Source organism: Streptomyces pseudovenezuelae, assembly GCF_001513955.1.
Lineage (GTDB): Bacteria > Actinomycetota > Actinomycetes > Streptomycetales > Streptomycetaceae > Streptomyces > Streptomyces pseudovenezuelae.
Window position 1 is genome coordinate 1,023,744 of the sequence record NZ_KQ948144.1, and the last position, 20,862, is coordinate 1,044,605.

Genomic DNA, 20,862 nt, shown 5'->3' on the forward strand with positions numbered 1-20,862 from the left:
TGCCCGCCTCGGGCTGCGATGCCCGGCTCGCGCTGCGATGCCCGGCTCGCGCTGCGGCGCCCGCCCCGCACTGCGATGCCCGCCCCGCACTGCGGCGCCCGCCCCCCACCGCGACACCCGCCCCCCACCCCCGCCCCTAGAATCACCGGGTGACCGCCCCCGCGCCCTCGGCCGAGACCCTCCGTGCCGCCCTTGCCGCTCTTCTCGACGGCCTCCCCCCGAAGCAGGCCGCCCAGGCGGTGGATCGCCTGATGGCCAGCTACCGCGGGACCACCCCCACGGACGCCCCCATCCTCCGCGACCGCGCGGACGTGGCCGCCTACGCCGCCTACCGCATGCCCGCCACCTTCGAGGCGGTCCACGCGGCCCTGGAGGCGCTCGCCGAGGCCGTCCCCGGCTGGACACCGGCCGACCACATCGACATCGGCGGCGGCACCGGCGCCGCGACCTGGGCGGTCACCGCCGTCTGGCCGGGCGACCGGGCGGTCACCGTGCTCGACTGGTCCGACCCCGCGCTCGCCCTCGGCCGCGAGATCGCCGGCGCGAACCCGGCCCTGAAGGACGCCCACTGGAAGCGCGCCAGGATCGGCAAGGACCTCGCCCTGCCGGCGACCGACCTGGTCACCGTCTCGTACGTCCTCAACGAACTCACCCCGGCCGACCGCACCGCCCTCGTGGACACCGCGGCGGCGTCGGCGCGGACGGTCGTGATCGTCGAGGCCGGGACCCCCGCCGGGTACGCCCGTGTCATCGAGGCCCGCGACCGCCTGATCGCCGCCGGTTTCGGCGTCGCCGCGCCCTGCCCGCACAGTGCCGCCTGCCCGATCGTCCCCGGCGAGGACTGGTGCCACTTCTCGGCGCGGGTCAGCCGCTCCTCCCTCCACCGGCAGGTCAAGGGCGGCTCGCTGCCGTACGAGGACGAGAAGTTCAGCTATGTGGCGGCCACCCGGCTCCCCGTCACCCCGGCGCCCGCCCGGGTGATCCGCCGCCCCCAGATCCGCAAGGGCCAGGTCCTCCTCGACCTCTGCGAGCCCGACGAGCAGGTGGCCCGGCGCACGGTCACCAAGCGTCACGGCGACCTGTACAAGGCGGCGAGGGACGCGGCCTGGGGCGACGCCTGGCCCCCGGCGGACCACTAGGGCCTGTCGTTCGGATCAGCCCGGCGTCGGCAGAAAAGCACCGCACCTCACGGCCGGCCTGATCCAAACGACAGGCCCTAGCCCCGCTCCACCGGGGCCGCGGTCACGTCGAGGCGTCCCCGCCGCGCAGCGCCTCGCGGCCGATGGTGCCGCGAGTCCCGCCGGCTCCGAGCGTGTCCGCCCCCCTCGCTTCCGGCGAGACGCACCGTCTTGTCAGCCTGGTAGGTTCGCCCCATGGCCACCCAGAACCCCAAGCAGACCGCACCCGACACCGCCCGGCGCAGTGAGAGGTCCCGCCGCGCCATCTACGAAGCCGCCCTCGACCTCGTCGTGGAGGCCGGCTACCCGAAGACCACGATCGAGGGCATCGCCGCCCGCGCGGGAGTCGGCAAGCAGACGATCTACCGCTGGTGGTCGTCGAAGGCGGAGGTGCTGATGGAGGCCTTCCTCGACCTGAGCGAGCAGGCGGCACGGGAGGCCGGCCCCGAGAAGGTGTACGTCATCCCGGACACCGGCGACCTCGCCGCCGACCTCAAGGCCGTACTGCGGCTCACCGTGGACCAGCTCAAGGACCCCCGCTTCGAAGCCCCGTCCCGGGCCCTGGCGGCGGAGGGCGTCGTCGACGAGAAGGTCGGCCGGGCCTTCGTGGCCAAGCTCCTCGAACCCTCGCTCCAGCTGTACGTCGACCGGGTGCGCGCCGCCCAGGAGGCCGGCCAGGTGCGCCCCGAGATCGACCCGCGCATCGCCCTCGAACTCTGGGTCTCCCCCCTCGCCCAGCGCTGGCTCCAGTACACCGGCCCGATCAGCTACGACTACACCGACACCCTCGTCGACTACGCCCTGCACGGCATCGCTCCCCGCTGACCCGTACCCGGCCAACGGGCATTGGTTCCGAACCCCTCATATCCGCTCAGGGCCCCCCGGAGCAGAGGAAGGTGGGACCATGAGGCATGCTGTTTGGCACGACAGCGAGGCGAGGGTGGTAGATGAGCGCGGAGTCGGGAGGCCGGACCGGCCTGCAGGGCAAACTCTCCCAGTGGCTGCGCGGACGCCGGCCGAAGGAGACCGCCGCCGAGGGTGACGGCGGTCGTGAGGCCCTGCTGCTGGCCGCCGCCTCAGCGGGACTCCCGCTCGCGCCCGCCGCGCATCCCGCCCCCGGATACCGCTGCTCCTGCGACCGCGTCGGCTGTCCCACACCGGCCCGTCATCCCGTGTCCTTCGCCTGGCAGACCCAGTCGACCACCGACCGTACCCAGATCGAGCGCTGGGCCCGGCACCAGCCGCAGGCCAACTTCATCACCGCGACCGGCATGGTCCACGACGTCCTCGACGTCCCCCTGGAGGCCGGCCTGGAGGCCCTGGAGCGGCTCCTGGACTCCGGGATCGAGGTCGGCCCGGTCGCCGAGAGCGACGACGGGCGGCTCCTCTTCTTCACCCTCACCCGCGGCACCCCCGAGGACGAGGACGAGTGGTGGCCGTGCGAGCTGGACTGCCACCCCGAGACGGCGGACGAACACCCCGGCCTGCGCTGGCACTGCCGCGGGTCCTACGTCCTCGTACCGCCCGCCCGGCTGCCCGGCGACCAGACCGTGCACTGGGTCCGCGGCCTCGAACACCCGCTGCCCGACCCGCTCAGTCTCCTGGAAGTCCTCACCGACGTCTGCTCCCGCCATGTCGGCGCCGAGCCGGACCACACGAACGCGGCCTGGCCCCTGCGCCGGTAGCAGCCGGTAGCAGCCGGAAGCCACTGATTCTTACGAGCCCTTCGCGGACGTCAGTCCCTGGATCCGCCCGAGCACGTCGACCTGCCGGTCGCCCGCGCCCTTCGGCGGGTCGAGCGCCACCTCGTTGGAGACGAACTCCATCATCAGGGACTGCTTGATCTCGCCGGTCGTCAGCGCGAGCACGGCGTCACCGGGGTTGGGCACCGACGTACCGGAGTGGGCCGTCTCCTTCACGTAGTGGTGCGTGGCGAAGAACACCAGCGCCCCGCCGTCCTGCGTGCGCAGCGCCAGCGGCGCGTAGGCGTCGTTCGCCAGCGGCTCGTCGATGTACTGGGTGGCAAGGCCCGGCCGGATGGCGCCCTTCGCCCGGTCCGCCCGCCACACACTGGTGTGCGAGCCGTCCGCGAAGACGTCCCCGCCGCTCTTCAGGTAGTCCGTGTAGTCCTTGCTCAGGTCCCCGGGCGCGGTGGCCAGATCGGTCGAGTTCGCCGGGACCGCCTCGGCCCAGCCGTCCGCGTCCGTCTTGAACTGCGGCACCTTGCCCTCGGCCACCAGCGTCAGATACGCCACCTGGAACGGCTCGTTCATGCCGTCGCGGGTGAACACGAACAGCCAGCGTGCGCTGCCGCCCTTGTTGCCGGCCGCGTCGGCGACGAACCAGCGCGGCCAGCCCGCCTTCTTCGGGATGGTGTACGTCACGTCCGACAGCTTCAGCGGGGTGTGCGAGGCGTTGCCGCTCGGGCTGTTGGCCTTGCCCGCCTTCAGCCGCGCCGCGTCGATGGCCCCGAGCGCACCGGTGACATGCGACGCGTCCAGGGAGCTGTCGTACGCCTTGTCCGCCGCGTTGTACGCGTTCGTGAACTGCTGGAGCGCCTTGGCGGCCTCCGCCTTGGTGGTCGCGGGAAGCACCTCCCGCTCGCCGTGCACCACCACGCATCCGCTCGCCGTCATCGACAAAGCGGTCACAGAGGCTGCTATCAGTGCGCTCCGGTCAAGCCTGCGGAGCCTTCGAGGGCCGCGATCCCTGCTCATCAGGTGCCTTCACCTTCCCCTTCCCGGAGGCGAACCCTACCGGGGCGAGGAACAGCGCGAGCGTCGGGATCAAGTACAGCAGCCACACCGTGACCTGAAGGACGGTCGGGTCCGGCTGGAAGTTGAACACGCCCTTCAGGAGCGTGCCGTACCAGCTGTCCGGAGGGATGGTGTCGCTGATGTCGAAGGCCCTGTCGCGCAGGCCGGGCAGCCAGTTCGCCTCCTGGAGGTCGTGGAAGCCGTACGCCAGCACGCCCGCGGCCACGACGACCAGCATGCCGCCGGTCCAGGTGAAGAACTTGGCCAGGTTGATGCGCAGGGCGCCGCGGTAGAACAGCCAGCCCAGGAAGACCGCCGTGGCGATACCGAGAGCCGCGCCGACCAGCGGGCGCGGGGTGCCGTCACCGGCCGCGTGCACCGACGCCCAGACGAACAGGGCGGTCTCGAGGCCCTCCCGGCCCACCGCGAGGAACGCGGTGGCGACCAGGGCGGCGGTGCCCATCTGCAGGGCGGCGTCCAGCTTGCCGTGCAGTTCGGACTTCAGGTGCCGGGCGGTGCGCCGCATCCAGAAGACCATCCACGTCACCAGGCCGACCGCGATGACCGACAGGGAGCCGCCGAGCGCCTCCTGGGCCTCGAACGTCAGCTCCTGCGAGCCGAATTCGAGCGCGCACCCGAAGCCGAGGGCGAGCGCGACCGCGACGCCGATGCCGATCCAGATGGGCCGCAGGGCGTCCCGGCGGCCCGTCTTGACCAGGTAGGCGATGAGGATGCAGACGACCAGGCTGGCTTCCAGCCCCTCGCGCAGACCGATCAGGTAGTTGGAGAACACGGGTCAGGCCTCCTCGGAGAACAGCGTGCTGCCCCACCAGTCGTCCTTGTCACGGACGCCGGGCGGGACGGCGAAGACCGCTGAACCCACGTGCTGGATGTACTCGTTGAGCGCGTCGGTGGCCAGATGGCGCTGGATGCGGATGAAGCCCTCCCGGACGTCCTTCATGTACGCCAGGAAGAACAGTCCCGCGTCCAGCCGGCCCAGACCGTCGGTGCCGTCGGTGAAGGAGTAGCCGCGGCGCAGGATCGTCGCCCCGCCGTTGGAGTCGGGGTGCGCGAGCCGGACGTGCGCGTCGGGCTTCATCGCCGGCAGGAACGGCTTGTCGCGCTCCTTGGCCTTGCCGACCGGGGCGCCCTCGCCCTTGTCGCGGCCGAAGACGTCCTCCTGCTCCTGCAGCGAGGTGCGGTCCCAGGTCTCGATGTGCATGCGGATGCGGCGGGCGACGAGGTAGGAGCCGCCGTGCATCCACGGGGCGTCCTTGGCGTCCTGGGCGGAGTCCGCCCACACGAACTTCTTCAGCCGGTCGGTCTCCGTGCCCGCGATGTTGCGGGTGCCGTCCTTGAAGCCCATCAGATTGCGCGGGGTCTGCGCGTCGGGCGTGGTCGAGGACGTCTTGCCGAAGCCGAGCTGCGACCACCTGATGACGACCTTGCCGAAGCCGATCCGGGCGAGGTTGCGGATCGCGTGCACGGCGACCTGCGGGTCGTCCGCGCAGGCCTGGACGCACAGGTCGCCGCCGCTGCGGTTCTTGTCGAGGTTGTCCCCGGCGAACTGGGGGAGGTCGACGAGCGCCTCGGGCCGCCGGTCGGCCAGGTCGAACTTCTCGAAGAGGGAGGGACCGAAGCCGATCGTCAGCGTCAGCCGCGACGGCTTGAGCCCGAGCGCCTCCCCGGTGTCGTCCGGCGGCGCCTCGGCGAGACCGCCGTACGCGCCTTCCCCGACGGCCTTGCCCGCGGTCATCCGGCGGGCCGCGGCCGTCCAGTCCTTGAGCATCTGCACGAACTCGGCGCGGTCCTCCGTCGTCACGTCGAACGCGGCGAAGTGCAGCCGGTCCTGCACGGGCGTGGCGATGCCGGCCTGGTGGGTGCCGTGGAACTCCACGGCGACACCGGCCTCGGCGGCGGTCGGGGTGATGTCGTCCCCGGTACGGGTCACCGCGACCGCGCCACCGGCCGCGGCGGCACCGAGCGCGAGCCCGGCCCCGCCCCAGCCGATGAGCGCGCGGCGCGAGGGCGTCGACTCCTGGGTCGTGTCCGTCATCGCCCCGGCCTCAGGCGGACTTGGTGACGACGGCGGCGGCGAGCTTGGACAGCGGCTCCGCGAGCGCGTTCACCGCGTCCGACAGCTGCTTGCGATCAGCGTCGCCGACCTTGTCGTACGAGGTGAAGTCGTACGACGACTTGTCGGTCCGGTACTTGTCCAGCAGCGTGTCGATCGCGGCGAACTGCTTGTCGAGCTCGGTGACCAGGGCCGCGTTGTTCTCCTTGGCGACCGGCTTCAGCAGTTCGTACGACTTCTCGGCGCCCTCCACGTTGGCCTTGAAGTCGACGAGGTCGGTGTGCGAGTAGCGCTCCTCCTCGCCGGTGACCTTGCCGGTGGCGACCTCGTCGAGGAGTTCCTTGGCGCCGTTGGCCATGGAGGTCGGCGTGATGGCCGCCTTGCCGACCCGGCTCTGCCAGTCGGTGAGGTCGCTGATCAGCTTGTCGGCGAGGGTCTTGTCCTCGGCGGTGATCTTCTTGTCCTGCCAGAGGGACTTCTCCAGGCGGTGCCAGCCGGTCCACTTCTGGCCGTCCTCCAGGCCGTCCTCGCGTACGTCGACCTGCGGGTCGATGTCCCCGAAGGACTCCGCGACCGGCTCGGTGCGCTCCCAGCCGATGCGGGAGGGGGCGTAGGCCTTCTTGGCGGCCGCGAGGTCCCCGGCCTTGACCGCGGCGGCGAAGGTCTTCGCCAGCGGCAGGGTCGCGTCGGCCTGCTCCTGCGCGTACTTGCGGTACGCGGCCACGGCGGCGTCGAGGCGCGGGTCGCGCTTGGCCGCGGTCCCGCCGGTGGCCTTGACCTCCTGGCGGATGCCGTCGCCCTTCATGCCGGGCTTGCAGGCGATCGTGTAGGCGCCGGCCTTCACCTCGGCGGTGACCTTCTGCTTGGTGCCCGGGCCGATGTTCTCGCGCTCGGTGACGATCCGGTCGTCCGGGAACAGCACGTAGACCTCGGTGACCTTGGAGCCCTTGTTCTCGATCGCGAGTTCCACGTGGCCGGCCGGGAACTCCTTCTTGGAGACCTCGCACTTGCTGTCCGTGGCGGTCACGTCGATGACGCGGTCGCTGTCGCCGGAGCTTCCCTTCTCCGTGCACCCCGTGACGGCGGTCAGAGCCGCCACGGCGGTGGCGGTGACGACGGACAGTCTGGCGGCTCGCATGCGGGCTCCTGGTGCTGACGTGAACATCACGTGACGGGTGTCACATATTTGGTGAGGCTGGCCTAACTTATCTGAGGCTTACCTGAGTGATACCGCGTGATGGCTCAAAACAGACACCAAGGGAAGGTCAAGGGAAGTTCAAAGCTTCTGCCCGGAGGTCATGCGCGAGGCACGCGTGCGGGGGTGCGGAAGCGCCTCGCTCCGCTGGCCACGGACCCGCGGGAGCCGTCGTCGACGACGGTCCCGCCCGATAGGGCCGCCGGCGCCGGCACAGGCGGCGCACAGGATCGCGAACCGGCGCGCGAGGGTGGCGGCGGGCCCGGGACCGTGCCCCACCACGAGACCGCGTCACCGGCGTGCGCTCTTTCCCCGACAGTCAGGATGCTTGAATTCCCCCGTGACTGACTACGACGTGCTGCGCGTCTTCTGCGCGCCGAACGGCGGCTACGGCAATGAGCTGGGAGTCGTCCGCGAGGGGTCCGTGCTGCCGGACCGCGACGAGCGACAGGCCTTCGCCGCCAAACTCGGCTTCAGCGAGACCGTGTTCGTCGACGATCCCGAGCGGGGCGTCATCGACATCTACACGCCCTCCGTACGGCTGGCGTTCGCCGGATACCCGTGTGTCGGGGCCGCCTGGCTGCTCGACGTGCCCGAGCTCGTCACGCCCGCCGGGGTCGTCGGAACCCGGCTCGACGGGGAGTTCAGCTGGATCGAGGCGCGGGCCGAGTGGGCGGCGCCCCGGACCTTCAGGCAGTACGGCACCGCCGCCGAGGTGGACGATCTGGCCGTGCCGGCGGCGGGGGAGTGGATCTACGCCTGGGCCTGGGAGGACGAGGCCGCCGGGCGGGTCCGGGCCCGTGGCTTTCCCGGCCGGGGTGACGGGGTCGAGGAGGACGAGGCCACCGGTGCCGCGGCTCTCCAGCTCACCGCCGCACTGGGGCGGGCCCTGAACATCGTCCAGGGCGCCGGCTCCCAGATCCTCACCGCCCCGCAGCCCGGAGGATGGGTCGAGGTGGGAGGCCGGGTCTTCCTGGAGCGCTGAGCCACACGCGGACAACGGGAACCCCTCGCCCGGGGGCCCGGAACGCCCCGGTGCTCAGCGCGAACGCCCTCCTGCACTCCGCCACGACTCTCCGCCGCTCCAGCTCGTCCGCGCGCACCCCGCCGGCAGCTCCCGGTGACCCCGCTTGAAGACGGCCGGGTCGGGGATCGCCTCGAAGACGTGGAAGCGCACGCCGGCGCCCCGCTTCGCGAAGCCCCAGGTCTTCTCCGGCCGGCCCCGGATGCTCTGGCCGCCGGAGAGGCCCCCCCGGACGGCACCCGCAGTGAAGTGCGATGTAGCCGTCCGGCCAGGACTGCGCACAGGGGTGCACCCGGTCCGCGAACGCCCGTGTGGCGGGAAGCGCGGACAGGTTCGACCGCCGCTCCGGGACCCTCGGATGCACCGGGCCCCGTTTCAGCGCCCGCAGGCGGAGCAACTCGGGGTGGATGAAGGCCCCCCGCCACCGGGCACGACGCCGAGCAGGTCGCGCGGTGGGGCCACGGACGTACTACGGCAGCGTCAGGATCTCCGCCCCCGTGTCCGTCACCACCAGCGTGTGCTCGAACTGTGCCGTGCGCCTGCGGTCCTTCGTGACGACCGTCCAGCCGTCGTCCCACATGTCGTACTCGTGCGTCCCGAGCGTCAGCATCGGCTCGATGGTGAACGTCATGCCGGGCTGGATGGCAGTCGTCGCGTGCGGGCTGTCGTAGTGCGGGATGATCAGGCCGCTGTGGAAGGAGGAGTTGATGCCGTGGCCCGTGAAGTCGCGGACGACTCCGTAGCCGAAGCGCTTGGCGTACGACTCGATCACCCGGCCGATGATGTTGATCTGGCGCCCCGGCTTGACGGCCTTGATCGCCCGGGTCAGGGACTCCCGGGTCCGCTCGACCAGCAGACGGCTCTCCTCGTCGACGTCGCCCACCAGGTACGTCGCGTTGTTGTCGCCGTGCACGCCGCCGATGTACGCCGTCACGTCGAGGTTGATGATGTCGCCGTCCCGGAGCACGGTGGAGTCCGGAATCCCGTGGCAGATCACCTCGTTGAGGCTCGTGCACAGCGACTTCGGGAAACCCCGGTAACCGAGCGTCGACGGGTAGGCGCCGTGGTCGCACATGTACTCGTGCGCCACCTTGTCCAGTTCGTCGGTGGTCACCCCGGGCGCGATCAGCTTCGCGGCCTCCGCCATCGCCCGGGCCGCGACCCGACCGGCGATGCGCATCGCCTCGATCGTCTCCGGGGTCTGCACCTCCGGACCCGTGTACGGAGTCGGCGCGGGCTTGCCGACATACTCGGGGCGCCGGATGTTTCCGGGCACGGAACGGGTGGGGGACAGCTCCCCGGGCACGAGCAGCGACTGGCCAGACATGCGGACGAGTCTATCCAGCGGCGATGGGGGAACATGTCGGTGGCGAGAGGAGCTGGTCATGGCCCTGTTCAAGAAGCGTGCCGCTGGTAAGGCGGGCGAGTGGTACTACTGCCTGGAGCACAAGAAGGTCGAGGAAGGGCCCGAGTGCCCGGCCAAGGACCGCTTCGGGCCCTACGCGAGCCGCAAGGAGGCCGAGCACGCGATGGAGACGGCCCGCGAGCGCAACCTCGAGTGGGAGAACGACCCCAAGTGGCACGACGCCCCCGCGAGCAGCGAAGACAGCTGATCACGCCTCCATGGGGGTCGGCGCGGCTGCCGTGCGTCGCTCACGCAGCCGCGCCGCGTGCTCGTCGGTGCGCACGTCGTACGCCATCAGCTGCGGCAGGCACAGGGCCAGCAGGCCCACGGCGCCCGCGCACAGCAGACCGCCGGACCAGACCGAGGTCCGCACGCCCCACCACGCGGCGAAACCACCGGCCCTGACCTGGCCCACGGTCGGCCCGACCGAGTACGACAGCAGCTCGATCCCGGCGAGCCGCCCGCGCAGCTCGTCCGGGATCGTCTGGTTCCACATGGCCCCGCGGAAGATCCCGCTGACCATGTCACAGCCCCCGGCCACGGTCAGGAACAGCAGCACCAGCCATACGTCGTCCATGACCCCGGCGGCCGCGATCGCCACGCCCCACAGAGCCGCCGACAGCACCACCATCCGGCCGTGGCGGTGCACCCGGGACGTCCAGCCGCTCATGAGGCTCACCAGCAGGGCGCCGAGCGGGACGCTCGCGTACATCAGGCCCAGCGACCACCGCGCGTCCAGCTCGTCCGCGAGGAACGGCAGCAGCGCCAGCGGCATCGCCAGGAACATCGCGGCGAGGTCGACGGCGTAGGTGCCGAGCAGTTCCTTGCGGCTCCAGGCGTACCGCGCGCCCTCCGCGATGGCCTTCAGCGACGGTCCGGCCGCCTCGTGGGAGGCGGGCGAGGCCGCGATCCGCGCGACCAAGACCACGGAGACCGCGAAGGTCAGCAGGTCCGCGCCGTACGCCCAGCCCAGGCCCGCGTAGGCCACCACCACGCCCGCCAGCGCCGGGCCCGCGACCCCGCCCACCGTCCAGCGGAAGGAGTTCAGCGAGGCCGCCGCCGGGAGGTGGTCGTGGGCCACGATCCGGGGCCAGAGGGAGTCGAGCGCCGGACGCTGCACCGAGACCAGGGCGGAGGACAGGGCGGCGACGACGTACAGCGGCCAGACGGCGGGGTGCGGGAGCAGCGCGTTGAGCAGCAGGGCCGCGCTCAGCACCCCCTGTCCCACCTCGGTCCACACGATCAGCTTCCGTTTGTCCCAGGCGTCCGCGAGCGCGCCGCCGTACAGGCCGAAGACGAGAAGGGGGAGCAGCTCCACGGCCCCGATCGCGCCGACCGCCGCCGCCGAGCCCGTCAGGTCCTTCAACTGGACCGGCAGTGCCACGAAGGTCAGAAAGCTGCCGAAGTTCGAGATCAGCCCCGCGTACCACAGCCGCCGGAAGTCCCGGGAGGCCCGCCAGGGAGCGAGGTCGGGGAGCAGCGCGCGAAGGCCGGAGGGGGGTTCGGGGGCGTCGTCGGTCACGACCGGTCATGGTCGGGGGAGGCCTTCCGGTCCGGCAACTGCTTTTCGCGGCTACCAGCGGGCCGGCGGCGGTGCCGTCAGCTGGTCGGCCAGTCTCGACAGCCGGTCCCGGAACCGCCGCCGCCCCCGGGGTGCCGGGACCGCGTTCTCCCCGGCCGCCGCGCTCACCAGGTGCTGGACGGTGTCCAGATCGAGGTCCGTGCCCTCGGGTACGGCCAGTGACTCGTGGGCCATCGCGGCGAGTTCTCCCTCACCCGGGCCGAGGGAGAGGACCGTCGCGCCGGCCCGCCGGGCGTCGTGGGCCTGCTCCAGAAGCGGGGCGTCCGGCCGGTCCGGGGACACCACCAGCAGGGTCTCGCCGCGCCGGGCCGCCGCGAGCCGGCCCGGACCGACCGACAGATGCGCGGGGTCGGAGGGGCGCGCGTCGTGGCGTACGAGGGTGGGGGCCAGCTCCGGTGTGCCCGACCAGGCGGCCTCGTCGACCAGGTGGGCCGCCAGATGCCACGGTTCGTACTCCGGCGTGCCGACCAGGAGCAGCCCTCCGCCGTGCGAGACCACCGACCCGCGCAGCACACCCGCGAAACGTCGCGTGGCTCCCAACCACTCGGTCCCGGCGAGCACTTCACGCAGCAGCGCGACCCGTACGGCGTCCATGGGGCCGCATCCTGCCGCACGCGGGCGGGCGAGACCCGAGGTTCAACTCGGATTCGCCCGAACCGGGCAGGACCCGTGCCGGCCACCGGCGTCCGCCGCCGGGGGCCAGGCCTGTCCGTGAACCGGCTCACCCGACCGGCCGAAGAGGGCGGGGCGCACGTAAAGTCGGCGCCATGACCTCTACCGACAGTGCTGCACAGAAGGCTCCCGCCAAGGACCCCTGGGACCTTCCCGACGTCTCCGGGCTCGTCGTCGGCGTGCTCGGCGGGACCGGGCCGCAGGGCAAGGGCCTCGCCTACCGGCTCGCCCGCGCCGGGCAGAAGGTGATCATCGGCTCACGCGCCGCCGACCGCGCGCAGGCCGCCGCCGAAGAACTCGGGCACGGGGTCGAGGGTGCCGACAACGCCGAGACCGCGCGCCGCAGCGACATCGTGATCGTCGCCGTGCCGTGGGAGGGCCACGGCAAGACCCTGGAGTCGCTGCGCGAGGAACTCGTCGGCAAGCTCGTCGTCGACTGCGTGAACCCGCTCGGTTTCGACAAGAAGGGCGCCTACGCGCTGAAGCCGGAGGAGGGCAGCGCCGCCGAGCAGGCCGCTTCCCTGCTGCCGGACTCGCGGGTCACCGCCGCCTTCCACCATCTGTCGGCCGTGCTGCTGCAGGACCCGGAGATCGAGGAGATCGACACCGATGTGATGGTGCTCGGGGAGGAGCGTGCCGACGTCGAGATCGTCCAGGCGCTCGCCGGGCGCATCGCCGGGATGCGGGGGGTGTTCGCGGGGCGGCTGCGCAACGCCCACCAGGTCGAGTCGCTGGTGGCCAACCTGATCTCGGTGAACCGGCGGTACAAGGCGCACGCGGGGCTGCGGGTCACGGACGTGTGAGGCGATGGGGGACACTGGACGCCGTAGCGCAGCAGTGTCCCCCGAAACAGGAGCCTGTGGAAATGCCCCGCCTCGCCCTCTACGCCCTCGCCGTCTGCCTCCTCGCCGTGGCCGCGGCGGTCGTCTCCTTCGCGCAGGGCAGCTGGCTCGGAATCGTGTGGGTGCTGCTGGCGGGGCTGTCGTCCAACATGTGCTGGTACTACCTCAAGCGGGGCAGGGCCGCTCAGGTCCAGAAGCGGTAGAGGCTCCAGCCGAAGGAGGCCTCCCCGGGGTCGACCTGGAGGCCGCGCAGGACCGCGTCGACCAGGTCGAAGAACACGCTGTTGACCTGCGGCACCCACAGCAGCGCGAACACGAACAGCAGGCCGAAGGGCGCGAACGGCTCGATCTGGCGCTTGACGCCGTGGGAGAGCCAGGGCTCGATCACGCCGTAGCCGTCCAGGCCGGGGACCGGCAGGAAGTTCAGGATCGCGGCGGAGACCTGGAGCAGGGCGAGGAAGGCCAGCGCGAAGCGGAACTCCAGCGGGACCCCGGCGAGGGCGTCCAGCCAGAACGGGGCCGTGCAGGCGATCGCGAACAGGACGTTCGTGAGGGGGCCCGCCGCGGAGATCAGGCTGTGCCGCCAGCGGCCGCGGATCCGGTCGCGCTCGATGAAGACCGCGCCGCCGGGGAGGCCGATGCCGCCCATGATCACGAAGATGACGGGGAGCACGATGCTGAGCAGGGCGTGGGTGTACTTGAGCGGGTTCAGCGTGAGGTAGCCCTTGGCGCCGATGGTGATGTCGCCGCTGTGCAGGGCGGTGCGGGCGTGCGCGTACTCGTGCAGGCACAGGGAGACGATCCAGGCGCCGGTCACGAACAGGAACACCGCGATGCCGGGCTTCTCGGCGAAGCCGGTCCAGGTGGCCCAGCCCGTCACCGCCGTCACGGCGCAGATCCCGAGGAAGACCGGGCTGATCCGTCGGTCGCTGTGGCGGGTGGTGGCGGTGGTCATGGGGCTCCCTGGACTGGACACGCGCGCGGTGGGACGGCCCGACGGTACCGGGCACAGGGAAAACGTCTTGGGGTGGGGCGGGGGTTCCGTGTAGACCGGGGGCGTTGTGGTTGGGTGCGGGTTCGGTGGGGGTGGGCGTTTGCGCAGTTCCCCGCGCCCCTGTATGTGCCTGCGGCGGCCCGCTTCGGCTTCGGTGGGGGCGGGTGCAGCGCGTGCGGGGGTGTTGTGGGTCGGGGCCGGGGTGGGGGGTGTCCGTCCTCGGTCCGGCGGTGGCTGTGCCTTGGGATGTGCTCGGCAACGGACGCCGGCCGCTGCGGGCGGACACCCCGCACCCCGGCCCCTGCGCGCCGTACGCGGCCACCTGCCTGTTGCGGCGCAGGGCCACTGCAACCCCCTAGGGGCGCGGGGAACTGCGCGACCGGCCACAACGGACCCGCACCCGCCCGACCATCGGACCCGGCACCCCACCAGGCGCCCGGCCACCGACACCCCGCTCCCCGAACCCCGTGACCCGTCCCGACATCACCAGAGACAATGGACCCCGTGCGCTATCGCATCCTCGGCACCACGCAAGCACTCCGCTCCGACGGTACGACCGTCCCGGTCGGCGGGACGCGCCTGCGTGCGTTGCTGACCGTGCTCGCTCTGCGGCCCGGCCGGACCGTCCCGGTGAGCCTCCTGGTGGACGAGGTGTGGGACGGCGACCCGCCGGCCGACGCGACGGGCGCGGTGCAGGCGCTGGTGGGGCGGCTGCGGCGGGCGATCGGCGCGGACTCGGTGGCGTCCGTGGACGGCGGTTACCGGCTGGCGGCCGCGCCGGACGACATCGACCTGCACCGTTTCGAGCGGCTCGCCGGTGACGGCATGCGGGCGCTGGCCGACGGCGACCCCGCGAAGGCGGCCGTGGTCCTGGACGACGCCCTCGCCCTGTGGCGGGGTCCGGCGCTGGCTGATCTGCCCGACCGCACGGCCGAGTCGGCCCGCGCCGAGGCCCGCCGACTGGACGCCCTGCGCGCCCGGCACACCGCCGCCCTCGCCCTCGGCCAGGCCGACCAGGCTCTCCCCGAACTGACCGCCCTGTGCGACACCCACCCCCTCGACGAACCCCTCCAGTGCCTCCGTCTGCGCGCCCTGCGCGACACGGGCCGCACGGCGGAGGCACTGGCTGCCTACGAGTCCGTGCGGCAGCTGCTCGCGGACCGGCTGGGAGCCGACCCGGGTGTCGAACTGCGGGCGCTGCACGGGGAGTTGCTGAGACCGGAGCCGTCCCGCCGGGGGAGGGGGACCGGTGGTCCCCGCGAGCAGGCCCCGGCCGAGCAGGTTTCCTCGGCGGAGGGGGCCGTGGCGACCGCGCCCTCGCCCGTCGGCAACCTCCGTGCCCGGCTCACCTCCTTCGTCGGCCGGGAGGCCGACATCGATGCCATCCGGGGCGACCTCGCGACCGCGCGGCTGGTCACGCTGCTCGGGCCGGGCGGGGCCGGCAAGACGCGGCTCTCGCAGGAGGCCGCCGAGGCGGTGGGGGACGTGGTGCGGGACGGGGTGTGGCTGGCGGAGCTCGCGCCGGTCGACGATCCGGACGCCGTGCCCGAGGCCGTGCTCACCGCCGTCGGCGCCCGCGAGACCGTGCTGTACGGCGCCGGTGCCGAGGCGATGCGCGCCGCGGGCAGCGAGCGGCTCGACGACCCGGTCGAGCGGCTCGCCGAGCACTGCGGCCGGCGCAGCATGCTGCTGATCCTCGACAACTGCGAGCACGTGGTCGACGCGGCCGCCCGGCTGGCGCAGCGGCTCCTGGAGCGCTGCCCGGGGCTGACCGTCCTGGCCACCAGTCGTGAACCCCTCGGCGTACCGGGCGAGTTGCTGCGGCCCGTGGAGCCCCTGCCCGAGCCGGTCGCGCTGCGGCTGCTCGCCGACCGGGGGGCCGCCGCCCGGCCCGGTTTCCGGGTCGACGCCGACGAGGAGACCGCGGCGGCCTGCGCCGAGATCTGCCGGCGCCTCGACGGGCTGCCCCTGGGAATCGAGCTGGCCGCCGCCCGGCTAAGGATGCTGACCCCTCGTCAGATCGCCGACCGGCTCGACGACCGGTTCCGGCTGCTCACCTCGGGCAGCCGTACCGTCCTGCCCCGCCAGCAGACCCTCCGGGCCGTCGTCGACTGGTCCTGGGACCTGCTCGACGCGGAGGAGCGGGACGTCCTGCGGCGGCTGTCGGTGTTCGCCGGCGGCTGCGACCTGGCCGCCGCCGAGGCGGTGTGCGGCCCCGCCGCGCTGGACGCGCTCGGTTCGCTCGTCGACAAGTCCCTGGTCGTGGCGGCTCCTTCGGGGGACGGCGAGATGCGCTACCGGCTCCTGGAGACCGTCGCCGAATACGCCGGTGAGCGCCTCGACGAGAGCGACGGCGCCCGCGCCGACGCCGAGCGCGCGCATCTGACGTACTACCGCGAACTCGCCCGCGTCACCGACCCCTTGCTGCGCGGCTCCGGCCAACTCGCCGCCATCGAGCGTCTGGAGCGTGAGTACGAGAACCTGCGCACCGCGCTGCGCCGGGCCGTGGCCGACCGGGACGAGCAGGAAGGGCTGTGCCTGGTGCTGTCGCTGGCCTGGTACTGGCAGATGCGCGACCTGCGCATCGAGGCCCGCAACTGGTCCCGCGAGGTGCAGGCCCTCGGCCCCGACCCCTTCACCGAGCCGGTGCGCCCGGCCGCGCCGGTGTGGGAGCGGTGCACGGACACCCCGCCGCCGTGGGCCGGGGAGGTGCTGGCGGAGGCCCGGCGTGGTGCTCACCTCGTCCATCTCGCCTGCATGGACACCGAGTTGGACGCCTGGCAGAACCAGCACGCGCAGGCCAAGCTGCGGTCCATCGCCGCCACCTACGAGCCCGGCATGGCGCAGACCTGCCGGATGCCCGGCTCGCTGTGGTTCTTCGCCATCATGCTCACCGGGGACATGGACCGGCTGCGCAAGGTGATCCAGGCCACCGTCGACACCTGCCGGACGACCCCCGGCTACGACTGGGAGCTGGCCGCCGCCCTCCAGTGGCGCGCCAACCTGCTCGCCAACCGCTCCGACTGGGCCGGCGACGCCATCCAGGACGCCGAGGAGTCGCTGGCGATCTACGAGCGGCTCGGTGATGTGTGGGGCACCGCCGAGGCGCTCTCCGCGCGCGCCGAGGCCCATGAGCGCAAGGGCGAGTGGCGGGCGGCCGCCGACGACTACGAGCAGGCGATCGCGCGGGCCGAACAGCTCGGTGCCCGCGCCCAGAAGTCCGTGCTGCACGCCCGTCTCGGCAGCGTGCTGCTGGAGACCGGGGAGGCCGAGCGCGGCGAACTCCTGCTGCGCTCGGTGATCGCCGACCAGGACGGCGCCCGCAACGAGGCGATGCCCGCCTCCCGGATGTTCCTCGCCGGCCGACTCGGCATGACCGGCCGCATCCCCGAGGCGCGTGAGCAACTGCGGCTGCTGCGCCAGCAGTTCGGCATCGCCCACTTCGTCATCTTCGACGCCTTCATCCTCGGCTCGGAAGCCTGGCTGGAGGCGATGGACGGCTGCTACGAGGAGTGCCTGAGGCTGACCCGCAGGGCGCTGGAGAAGTCCGAGGACCCGCTGGCCCTGACCATCGCCCCCCATATGCGCACCATGTACCTGCGCACCGCGGCGCTCGCCCTCGCCGGGTTCGACGGCGGGGCCCGGGCCCGGGACGGCGTCCGCTGTCTCGCCGCCGGGGACGCGCTGCTGCCCGCCGGCCATGCCCCGACCAGTGTCGAGCGCGAGGTGCGGGCCAGTGCCGAGCGGGCGCTGCGCGCGGTGCTCGGTGACGCGGCCTACGCGTCGGCGTACGCGGAGGGCGGCGGCCTCTCCCCGGAGGAGGCCGCCGCCCTGGTGTGACGCGCACCGACGCCTGGGGGACCGGGCCGGTCAGTTCTTCGTGCGGAACTTGTGGATGGCGTACGGCGCCGCCACCGCCGTGATCGCCGCCGACCAGCCGAGCGTGACCCACAGGTCGTGCGCGACCGGGCCGCCCACCATCAGTCCGCGGGCCGCGTCGGCGAGCGTGGACAGCGGGTTGTAGTCGGTGAAGTGCTGGAGCCAGCCCGGCATCGAGTTCGTCGGCGCGAAGATCGACGAGCCGAACTGGAGCGGGAACAGCACCAGGAAGCCCATTGCCTGCACGGACTGCGCGTTCTTCAGGATCACGCCGAGGGTGAGGAACACCCACATGATCGACGAGGCGAACACGGCGGACAGGCCCACCGCCGCGAACAGCCCGGCCCAGTGGTTGATGTCGAAGCCGACCAGGACGGCGACGATCATCAGCACGGTGGTCGCGAACAGCATCCGCAGCAGTTCCACCGAGATCTTCGCGAACAGCACCGAGCCGCGCCCGATCGGCAGGGAGCGGAAGCGGTCCATGACACCGGAGTTGAAGTCCTGGCTGAAGCCGGTGCCGACGCCCTGGGACAGGGTCATGCTCATCATCGCGATCATGCCCGGGATGACGTACTGGACGTATCCGTCCTGCCCGCCGCCCAGGGCCTGCCCGATCGAGCCGCCGAAGACGTAGACGAACAGCAGGGTGAAGACGACCGGCATCAGGATGGCGTCGAACATCGACTCCGGGTCCTGCCGGATCCACAGCAGGTTGCGGCGGACGAGGGCGCCGGTGTGCCGGAGGTGCCCGCGCAGCGGGATCCGGGCGTCTGCGTCGACGGTGGTGGCGGTGGCGGTTGCGGTTGCGGCGCTCATACGGCGACCTCCTCGCGGGTGTCGGTGGGGACGGCGTCCTGCGGGGCACTGGCGCGGTGGCCGGTGAGGGACAGGAAGACCTCGTCCAGGCTGGGCAGTTCGGTGGTGATGGAGGAGAGCGTGATGCCGCGCGCGGTGACTGCGCCGACCACGGCGGTCAGCTGCTCGTCGCTGAGGATCGGGACGATGACGGTGCCGCTCTCGGTGTCCACGGTGGAGGTGGCGAGCCCGGTGATGCCGAGCTCGTCGATCCACCCGGCGAGCGGCTGCAGCTGCAGCGGATCCACGGGCCGTACCCGCAGCGAGCGTCCGCCGACCTTCGCCTTGAGCTCCTCGATGGCGCCGTCGGCGATGACCTTGCCGTGGTCCACGACGGTCAGCTCGGAGGCGAGCTGCTCGGCCTCCTCCATGTACTGGGTGGTCAGCAGGACGGTGACGCCCCCCCCGACCATCCGCTTGACCTCGTCCCACACCTCGTTGCGGGTGCGGGGGTCGAGACCGGTGGTGGGCTCGTCCAGGAAGAGCACCTGGGGCCGTCCGATCATCGAGGCGGCGAGGTCGAGCCGGCGCCGCATACCACCTGAGTAGGTGCTCGCGGGCCGCTTGGCGGCATCCGTCAGAGAGAACCGCTCCAGCAGCTCGTCGGCCCGGGTGCGGGCCTCCTTGCGGGGCAGGTCGAGCAGCCGCCCGATCATGTACAGGTTCTCCCAGCCCGGCAGCTTCTCGTCCACCGAGGCGTACTGCCCGGTGAGCCCGATCACCCGTCGCAGCTGCCGGGGCTGGCGCACCGCGTCGTAACCGGCGACGGTGGCCTGCCCGGCGTCCGGGGACAGGAGGGTGGAGAGAATGCGTACGAGGGTGGTCTTGCCGGCGCCGTTCGGCCCGAGCACACCCATCACGGTGCCCTCGCGCACATCCAGGTCGACGCCGTCCAGCGCCTTGGTCTCGCCGTAGTGCTTGACCAGCCCCCGCACGGAAACGGCGGAGTCCCCGCTCTGGGGGTTCTTGTCGATTCGCGTCATACCGAGGACAGTGCCAGCCCCCACCGACAAACCACCGACAGGTCGCCTACAGGGGACCGCGGGCCGCCGACAGACCCGGAAAAGGGGCGCCCGGCATGCACCGGGCGCCCCTTCTCGTCGTACGACCGCTCAGTACCGCACGGCCTCGGCGTGTTCCGGAACATGGGCCGCGACCACACGCTCCCGCCCGGGCGACACCGCCGCGCGCCGCCGGTCCACGACCGTGGCCACCGCGGCGACGCCGAGGCCGAGGACGGCCAGGGCGGCGCCTGTGAGGGCCGGGGAGGTCGCGCCGAGGCCCGCGGCCAGGGCGAGGCCGCCGATCCAGGCGCCGCCGGCGTTGGCCAGGTTGAAGGCGGCCTGGTTGGCGGAGGAGGCCAGGGAGGGGGCGGCCTGCGCCTTCTCCATGACCATCAGCTGGAGCGGGGAGCCGGTGACGAAGGCCGCCGTGCCCAGCAGGACCACCGCGACCGCCGCGCTCCACTGCGCGGACATCAGCACCGGGAACAGCGCCAGGACCACGACCAGCGAGGTCAGGCCGCCGAACAGGGTGCCGCGCAGCGAGTGGTCGGCGAGGCGTCCGCCGAGCAGGTTGCCGGCCGTGGCGCCCACGCCGAACAGGGCGAGCAGCAGGGTCACGCTGGAGTCGGCGTAGCCGGCCGAGTCCGTGAGCATCGGCGTGATGTAGCTGTACGCGGAGAACAGCGCGCCGAAGCCGGCGACCGTGGTGCCGAGGGCGAGCCAGACGGGCACGGACTTGAGCGCGACCAGTTCGCGGCGCAGGCCCACCGCCGGGGCGTGCGCGTGGTCGTGCGGGATGAGCAGGGCCAGGGAGGCTATCGCCGCCAGGCCGATCGCGCTGACACCGAGGAAGGTCGCCCGCCAGCCCAGGTGCTGGCCCATGAGGGTGGCGACGGGCACGCCCGCGATGTTGGCGAGGGTCAGACCGAGGAACATCAGGGACACCGAGCGGGCCTTGCGCTCCGGCGCCACCATGCCGGTGGCGACGACCGCGCCCACCCCGAAGAAGGCACCGTGCGGCAGCCCGCTCAGGAAGCGGGCCGCGAGCAGCCAGTGCTCGTCGGGAGCGAGGGCGGAGAGCGCGTTGCCGGCCACGAACAGTCCCATCAGGCCGATGAGGACCTTGCGACGGGACATCCGGGCGGTGACCGCGGCGAGCAGCGGGGCGCCGATCACCACGCCCAGCGCGTACGCGGAGACCAGGTGGCCGGCGGTCGGGATCGAGATGCCCAGGTCGTCCGCGACATCGGGCAGCAGGCCCATCATCACGAATTCGGTGGTGCCGAGACCAAAAGCGCCGACGGCCAGTGCGAGCAGGGCCAAGGGCATGAAGAGCCGAGCCTTTCAGGGGAGAGCGGAGTTCCGTACGAGTTTATGTTCAAGTACGGAACAAACCCGC

Annotated in this window: 19 protein-coding genes; 8 read left to right on the plus strand and 11 right to left on the minus strand. The window is 72.3% G+C overall.

The genetic code is table 11. From position 1 onward, the window contains the following. The first annotated feature begins 149 nt into the window (after window positions 1–149). The 3 genes from AQI94_RS04485 to AQI94_RS04495 all read left to right on the plus strand — a co-directional run bounded on the left by AQI94_RS04485 (window position 150) and on the right by AQI94_RS04495 (window position 2,863). A complete protein-coding gene (locus tag AQI94_RS04485; protein WP_031054413.1) occupies window positions 150–1,139 on the plus strand; it encodes a small ribosomal subunit Rsm22 family protein in 990 nt (329 codons plus the stop codon). Window positions 1,140–1,373: 234 nt separating this feature from the next. Then, window positions 1,374–2,003 (plus strand): TetR/AcrR family transcriptional regulator, encoded by a 630-nt coding sequence (locus AQI94_RS04490; protein WP_031048597.1) that lies wholly within the window; start codon window positions 1,374–1,376, stop codon window positions 2,001–2,003. Between the two features lie 122 nt (window positions 2,004–2,125). Beyond that, complete coding sequence (locus AQI94_RS04495; RefSeq protein ID WP_031048600.1) at window positions 2,126–2,863, plus strand: bifunctional DNA primase/polymerase; 738 nt, start codon at window positions 2,126–2,128, stop codon at window positions 2,861–2,863. A gap of 30 nt (window positions 2,864–2,893) precedes the next feature. Here the strand turns inward: AQI94_RS04495 and AQI94_RS04500 are convergent, their stop codons facing one another. Genes AQI94_RS04500 through efeO form a run of 4 tightly spaced genes read right to left on the minus strand, consistent with a single transcriptional unit; the run spans window position 2,894 to window position 7,146 of the window. After that, window positions 2,894–3,895: a hypothetical protein gene (locus AQI94_RS04500; RefSeq protein ID WP_167364488.1), complete on the minus strand. Its 1,002-nt coding sequence runs from the start codon at window positions 3,893–3,895 to the stop codon at window positions 2,894–2,896. Next, window positions 3,855–4,727, minus strand: a complete 873-nt coding sequence (gene efeU / locus AQI94_RS04505) for an iron uptake transporter permease EfeU (RefSeq protein ID WP_031048605.1) — start codon at window positions 4,725–4,727, stop codon at window positions 3,855–3,857. Before efeU ends, AQI94_RS04500 begins: the two co-directional genes overlap by 41 nt. A 3-nt stretch (window positions 4,728–4,730) precedes the next feature. After that, window positions 4,731–5,990, minus strand: a complete 1,260-nt coding sequence (gene efeB / locus AQI94_RS04510) for an iron uptake transporter deferrochelatase/peroxidase subunit (protein WP_031048606.1) — start codon at window positions 5,988–5,990, stop codon at window positions 4,731–4,733. A gap of 10 nt (window positions 5,991–6,000) precedes the next feature. Continuing rightward, complete coding sequence (gene efeO, locus AQI94_RS04515) at window positions 6,001–7,146, minus strand: iron uptake system protein EfeO (RefSeq protein WP_031048608.1); 1,146 nt, start codon at window positions 7,144–7,146, stop codon at window positions 6,001–6,003. 397 nt (window positions 7,147–7,543) lie between these two features. Between efeO and AQI94_RS04520 the strand changes: the two genes are divergently transcribed. Continuing rightward, on the plus strand, window positions 7,544–8,188 hold the full coding sequence (locus tag AQI94_RS04520) for a PhzF family phenazine biosynthesis protein (protein ID WP_031048610.1): 645 nt from the start codon (window positions 7,544–7,546) through the stop codon (window positions 8,186–8,188). A gap of 508 nt (window positions 8,189–8,696) precedes the next feature. On the opposite strand, the gene map is transcribed toward AQI94_RS04520, so the two are convergent. Beyond that, a complete protein-coding gene (gene map, locus AQI94_RS04525) occupies window positions 8,697–9,554 on the minus strand; it encodes a type I methionyl aminopeptidase (RefSeq protein WP_031048613.1) in 858 nt (285 codons plus the stop codon). A 58-nt stretch (window positions 9,555–9,612) separates the two neighbouring features. On the opposite strand from map, the gene AQI94_RS04530 reads away from it, so the two are divergent. Beyond that, window positions 9,613–9,840, plus strand: coding sequence for a hypothetical protein (locus AQI94_RS04530; protein WP_031048615.1), 228 nt, complete (start codon window positions 9,613–9,615; stop codon window positions 9,838–9,840). Here AQI94_RS04530 and AQI94_RS04535 read toward each other — a convergent pair whose 3' ends face one another. After that, a complete protein-coding gene (locus tag AQI94_RS04535) occupies window positions 9,841–11,154 on the minus strand; it encodes an MFS transporter (protein ID WP_031048618.1) in 1,314 nt (437 codons plus the stop codon). 51 nt (window positions 11,155–11,205) lie between these two features. Beyond that, window positions 11,206–11,808 (minus strand): hypothetical protein, encoded by a 603-nt coding sequence (locus AQI94_RS04540; protein ID WP_031048622.1) that lies wholly within the window; start codon window positions 11,806–11,808, stop codon window positions 11,206–11,208. 173 nt (window positions 11,809–11,981) lie between these two features. Here AQI94_RS04540 and npdG point away from each other — a divergent pair, with 173 nt between their 5' ends. Next, complete coding sequence (gene npdG, locus AQI94_RS04545; RefSeq protein ID WP_031048624.1) at window positions 11,982–12,689, plus strand: NADPH-dependent F420 reductase; 708 nt, start codon at window positions 11,982–11,984, stop codon at window positions 12,687–12,689. Window positions 12,690–12,751: 62 nt separating this feature from the next. Further along, the gene (locus tag AQI94_RS04550; RefSeq protein WP_031048626.1) at window positions 12,752–12,931 is read left to right on the plus strand and encodes a hypothetical protein; all 180 of its coding nucleotides are present in this window, start codon (window positions 12,752–12,754) and stop codon (window positions 12,929–12,931) included. Here AQI94_RS04550 and AQI94_RS04555 read toward each other — a convergent pair. Continuing rightward, window positions 12,913–13,683 (minus strand): site-2 protease family protein, encoded by a 771-nt coding sequence (locus tag AQI94_RS04555; protein ID WP_031048629.1) that lies wholly within the window; start codon window positions 13,681–13,683, stop codon window positions 12,913–12,915. The two genes, AQI94_RS04550 and AQI94_RS04555, sit on opposite strands and share 19 nt — an antisense overlap. 534 nt (window positions 13,684–14,217) lie before the next feature. On the opposite strand from AQI94_RS04555, the gene AQI94_RS04560 reads away from it, so the two are divergent. Then, the gene (locus AQI94_RS04560) at window positions 14,218–17,562 is read left to right on the plus strand and encodes an AfsR/SARP family transcriptional regulator (RefSeq protein ID WP_062229590.1); all 3,345 of its coding nucleotides are present in this window, start codon (window positions 14,218–14,220) and stop codon (window positions 17,560–17,562) included. A gap of 30 nt (window positions 17,563–17,592) precedes the next feature. Here the strand turns inward: AQI94_RS04560 and AQI94_RS04565 are convergent, their stop codons facing one another. The 3 genes from AQI94_RS04565 to AQI94_RS04575 all read right to left on the minus strand — a co-directional run bounded on the left by AQI94_RS04565 (window position 17,593) and on the right by AQI94_RS04575 (window position 20,792). Then, entirely contained in the window at window positions 17,593–18,420 is an 828-nt protein-coding gene (locus AQI94_RS04565; RefSeq protein WP_031053662.1) for an ABC transporter permease, read from the minus strand. After that, complete coding sequence (locus tag AQI94_RS04570) at window positions 18,417–19,442, minus strand: ATP-binding cassette domain-containing protein (protein ID WP_031053666.1); 1,026 nt, start codon at window positions 19,440–19,442, stop codon at window positions 18,417–18,419. The genes AQI94_RS04565 and AQI94_RS04570 overlap by 4 nt, the downstream gene beginning before the upstream one ends. Before the next feature lie 129 nt (window positions 19,443–19,571). Continuing rightward, window positions 19,572–20,792: an MFS transporter gene (locus tag AQI94_RS04575; protein ID WP_062229591.1), complete on the minus strand. Its 1,221-nt coding sequence runs from the start codon at window positions 20,790–20,792 to the stop codon at window positions 19,572–19,574. Window positions 20,793–20,862 lie beyond the last annotated feature (70 nt).

Bases quoted from the DNA above. Each gene is read 5' to 3' on its own strand.
- AQI94_RS04490 (WP_031048597.1), top strand. From the start codon at position 1,374: ATGGCCACCCAGAACCCCAAGCAGACCGCACCCGACACCGCCCGGCGC.
- AQI94_RS04495 (WP_031048600.1), top strand. From the start codon at position 2,126: ATGAGCGCGGAGTCGGGAGGCCGGACCGGCCTGCAGGGCAAACTCTCC.
- AQI94_RS04500 (WP_167364488.1), bottom strand. From the start codon at position 3,895: ATGAGCAGGGATCGCGGCCCTCGAAGGCTCCGCAGGCTTGACCGGAGC.
- efeB (WP_031048606.1), bottom strand. From the start codon at position 5,990: ATGACGGACACGACCCAGGAGTCGACGCCCTCGCGCCGCGCGCTCATC.
- efeO (WP_031048608.1), bottom strand. From the start codon at position 7,146: ATGCGAGCCGCCAGACTGTCCGTCGTCACCGCCACCGCCGTGGCGGCT.
- map (WP_031048613.1), bottom strand. From the start codon at position 9,554: ATGTCTGGCCAGTCGCTGCTCGTGCCCGGGGAGCTGTCCCCCACCCGT.
- AQI94_RS04530 (WP_031048615.1), top strand. From the start codon at position 9,613: ATGGCCCTGTTCAAGAAGCGTGCCGCTGGTAAGGCGGGCGAGTGGTAC.
- AQI94_RS04540 (WP_031048622.1), bottom strand. From the start codon at position 11,808: ATGGACGCCGTACGGGTCGCGCTGCTGCGTGAAGTGCTCGCCGGGACC.
- npdG (WP_031048624.1), top strand. From the start codon at position 11,982: ATGACCTCTACCGACAGTGCTGCACAGAAGGCTCCCGCCAAGGACCCC.
- AQI94_RS04550 (WP_031048626.1), top strand. From the start codon at position 12,752: ATGCCCCGCCTCGCCCTCTACGCCCTCGCCGTCTGCCTCCTCGCCGTG.
- AQI94_RS04555 (WP_031048629.1), bottom strand. From the start codon at position 13,683: ATGACCACCGCCACCACCCGCCACAGCGACCGACGGATCAGCCCGGTC.
- AQI94_RS04560 (WP_062229590.1), top strand. From the start codon at position 14,218: ATGGACCCCGTGCGCTATCGCATCCTCGGCACCACGCAAGCACTCCGC.
- AQI94_RS04565 (WP_031053662.1), bottom strand. From the start codon at position 18,420: ATGAGCGCCGCAACCGCAACCGCCACCGCCACCACCGTCGACGCAGAC.
- AQI94_RS04570 (WP_031053666.1), bottom strand. From the start codon at position 19,442: ATGACGCGAATCGACAAGAACCCCCAGAGCGGGGACTCCGCCGTTTCC.
- AQI94_RS04575 (WP_062229591.1), bottom strand. From the start codon at position 20,792: ATGCCCTTGGCCCTGCTCGCACTGGCCGTCGGCGCTTTTGGTCTCGGC.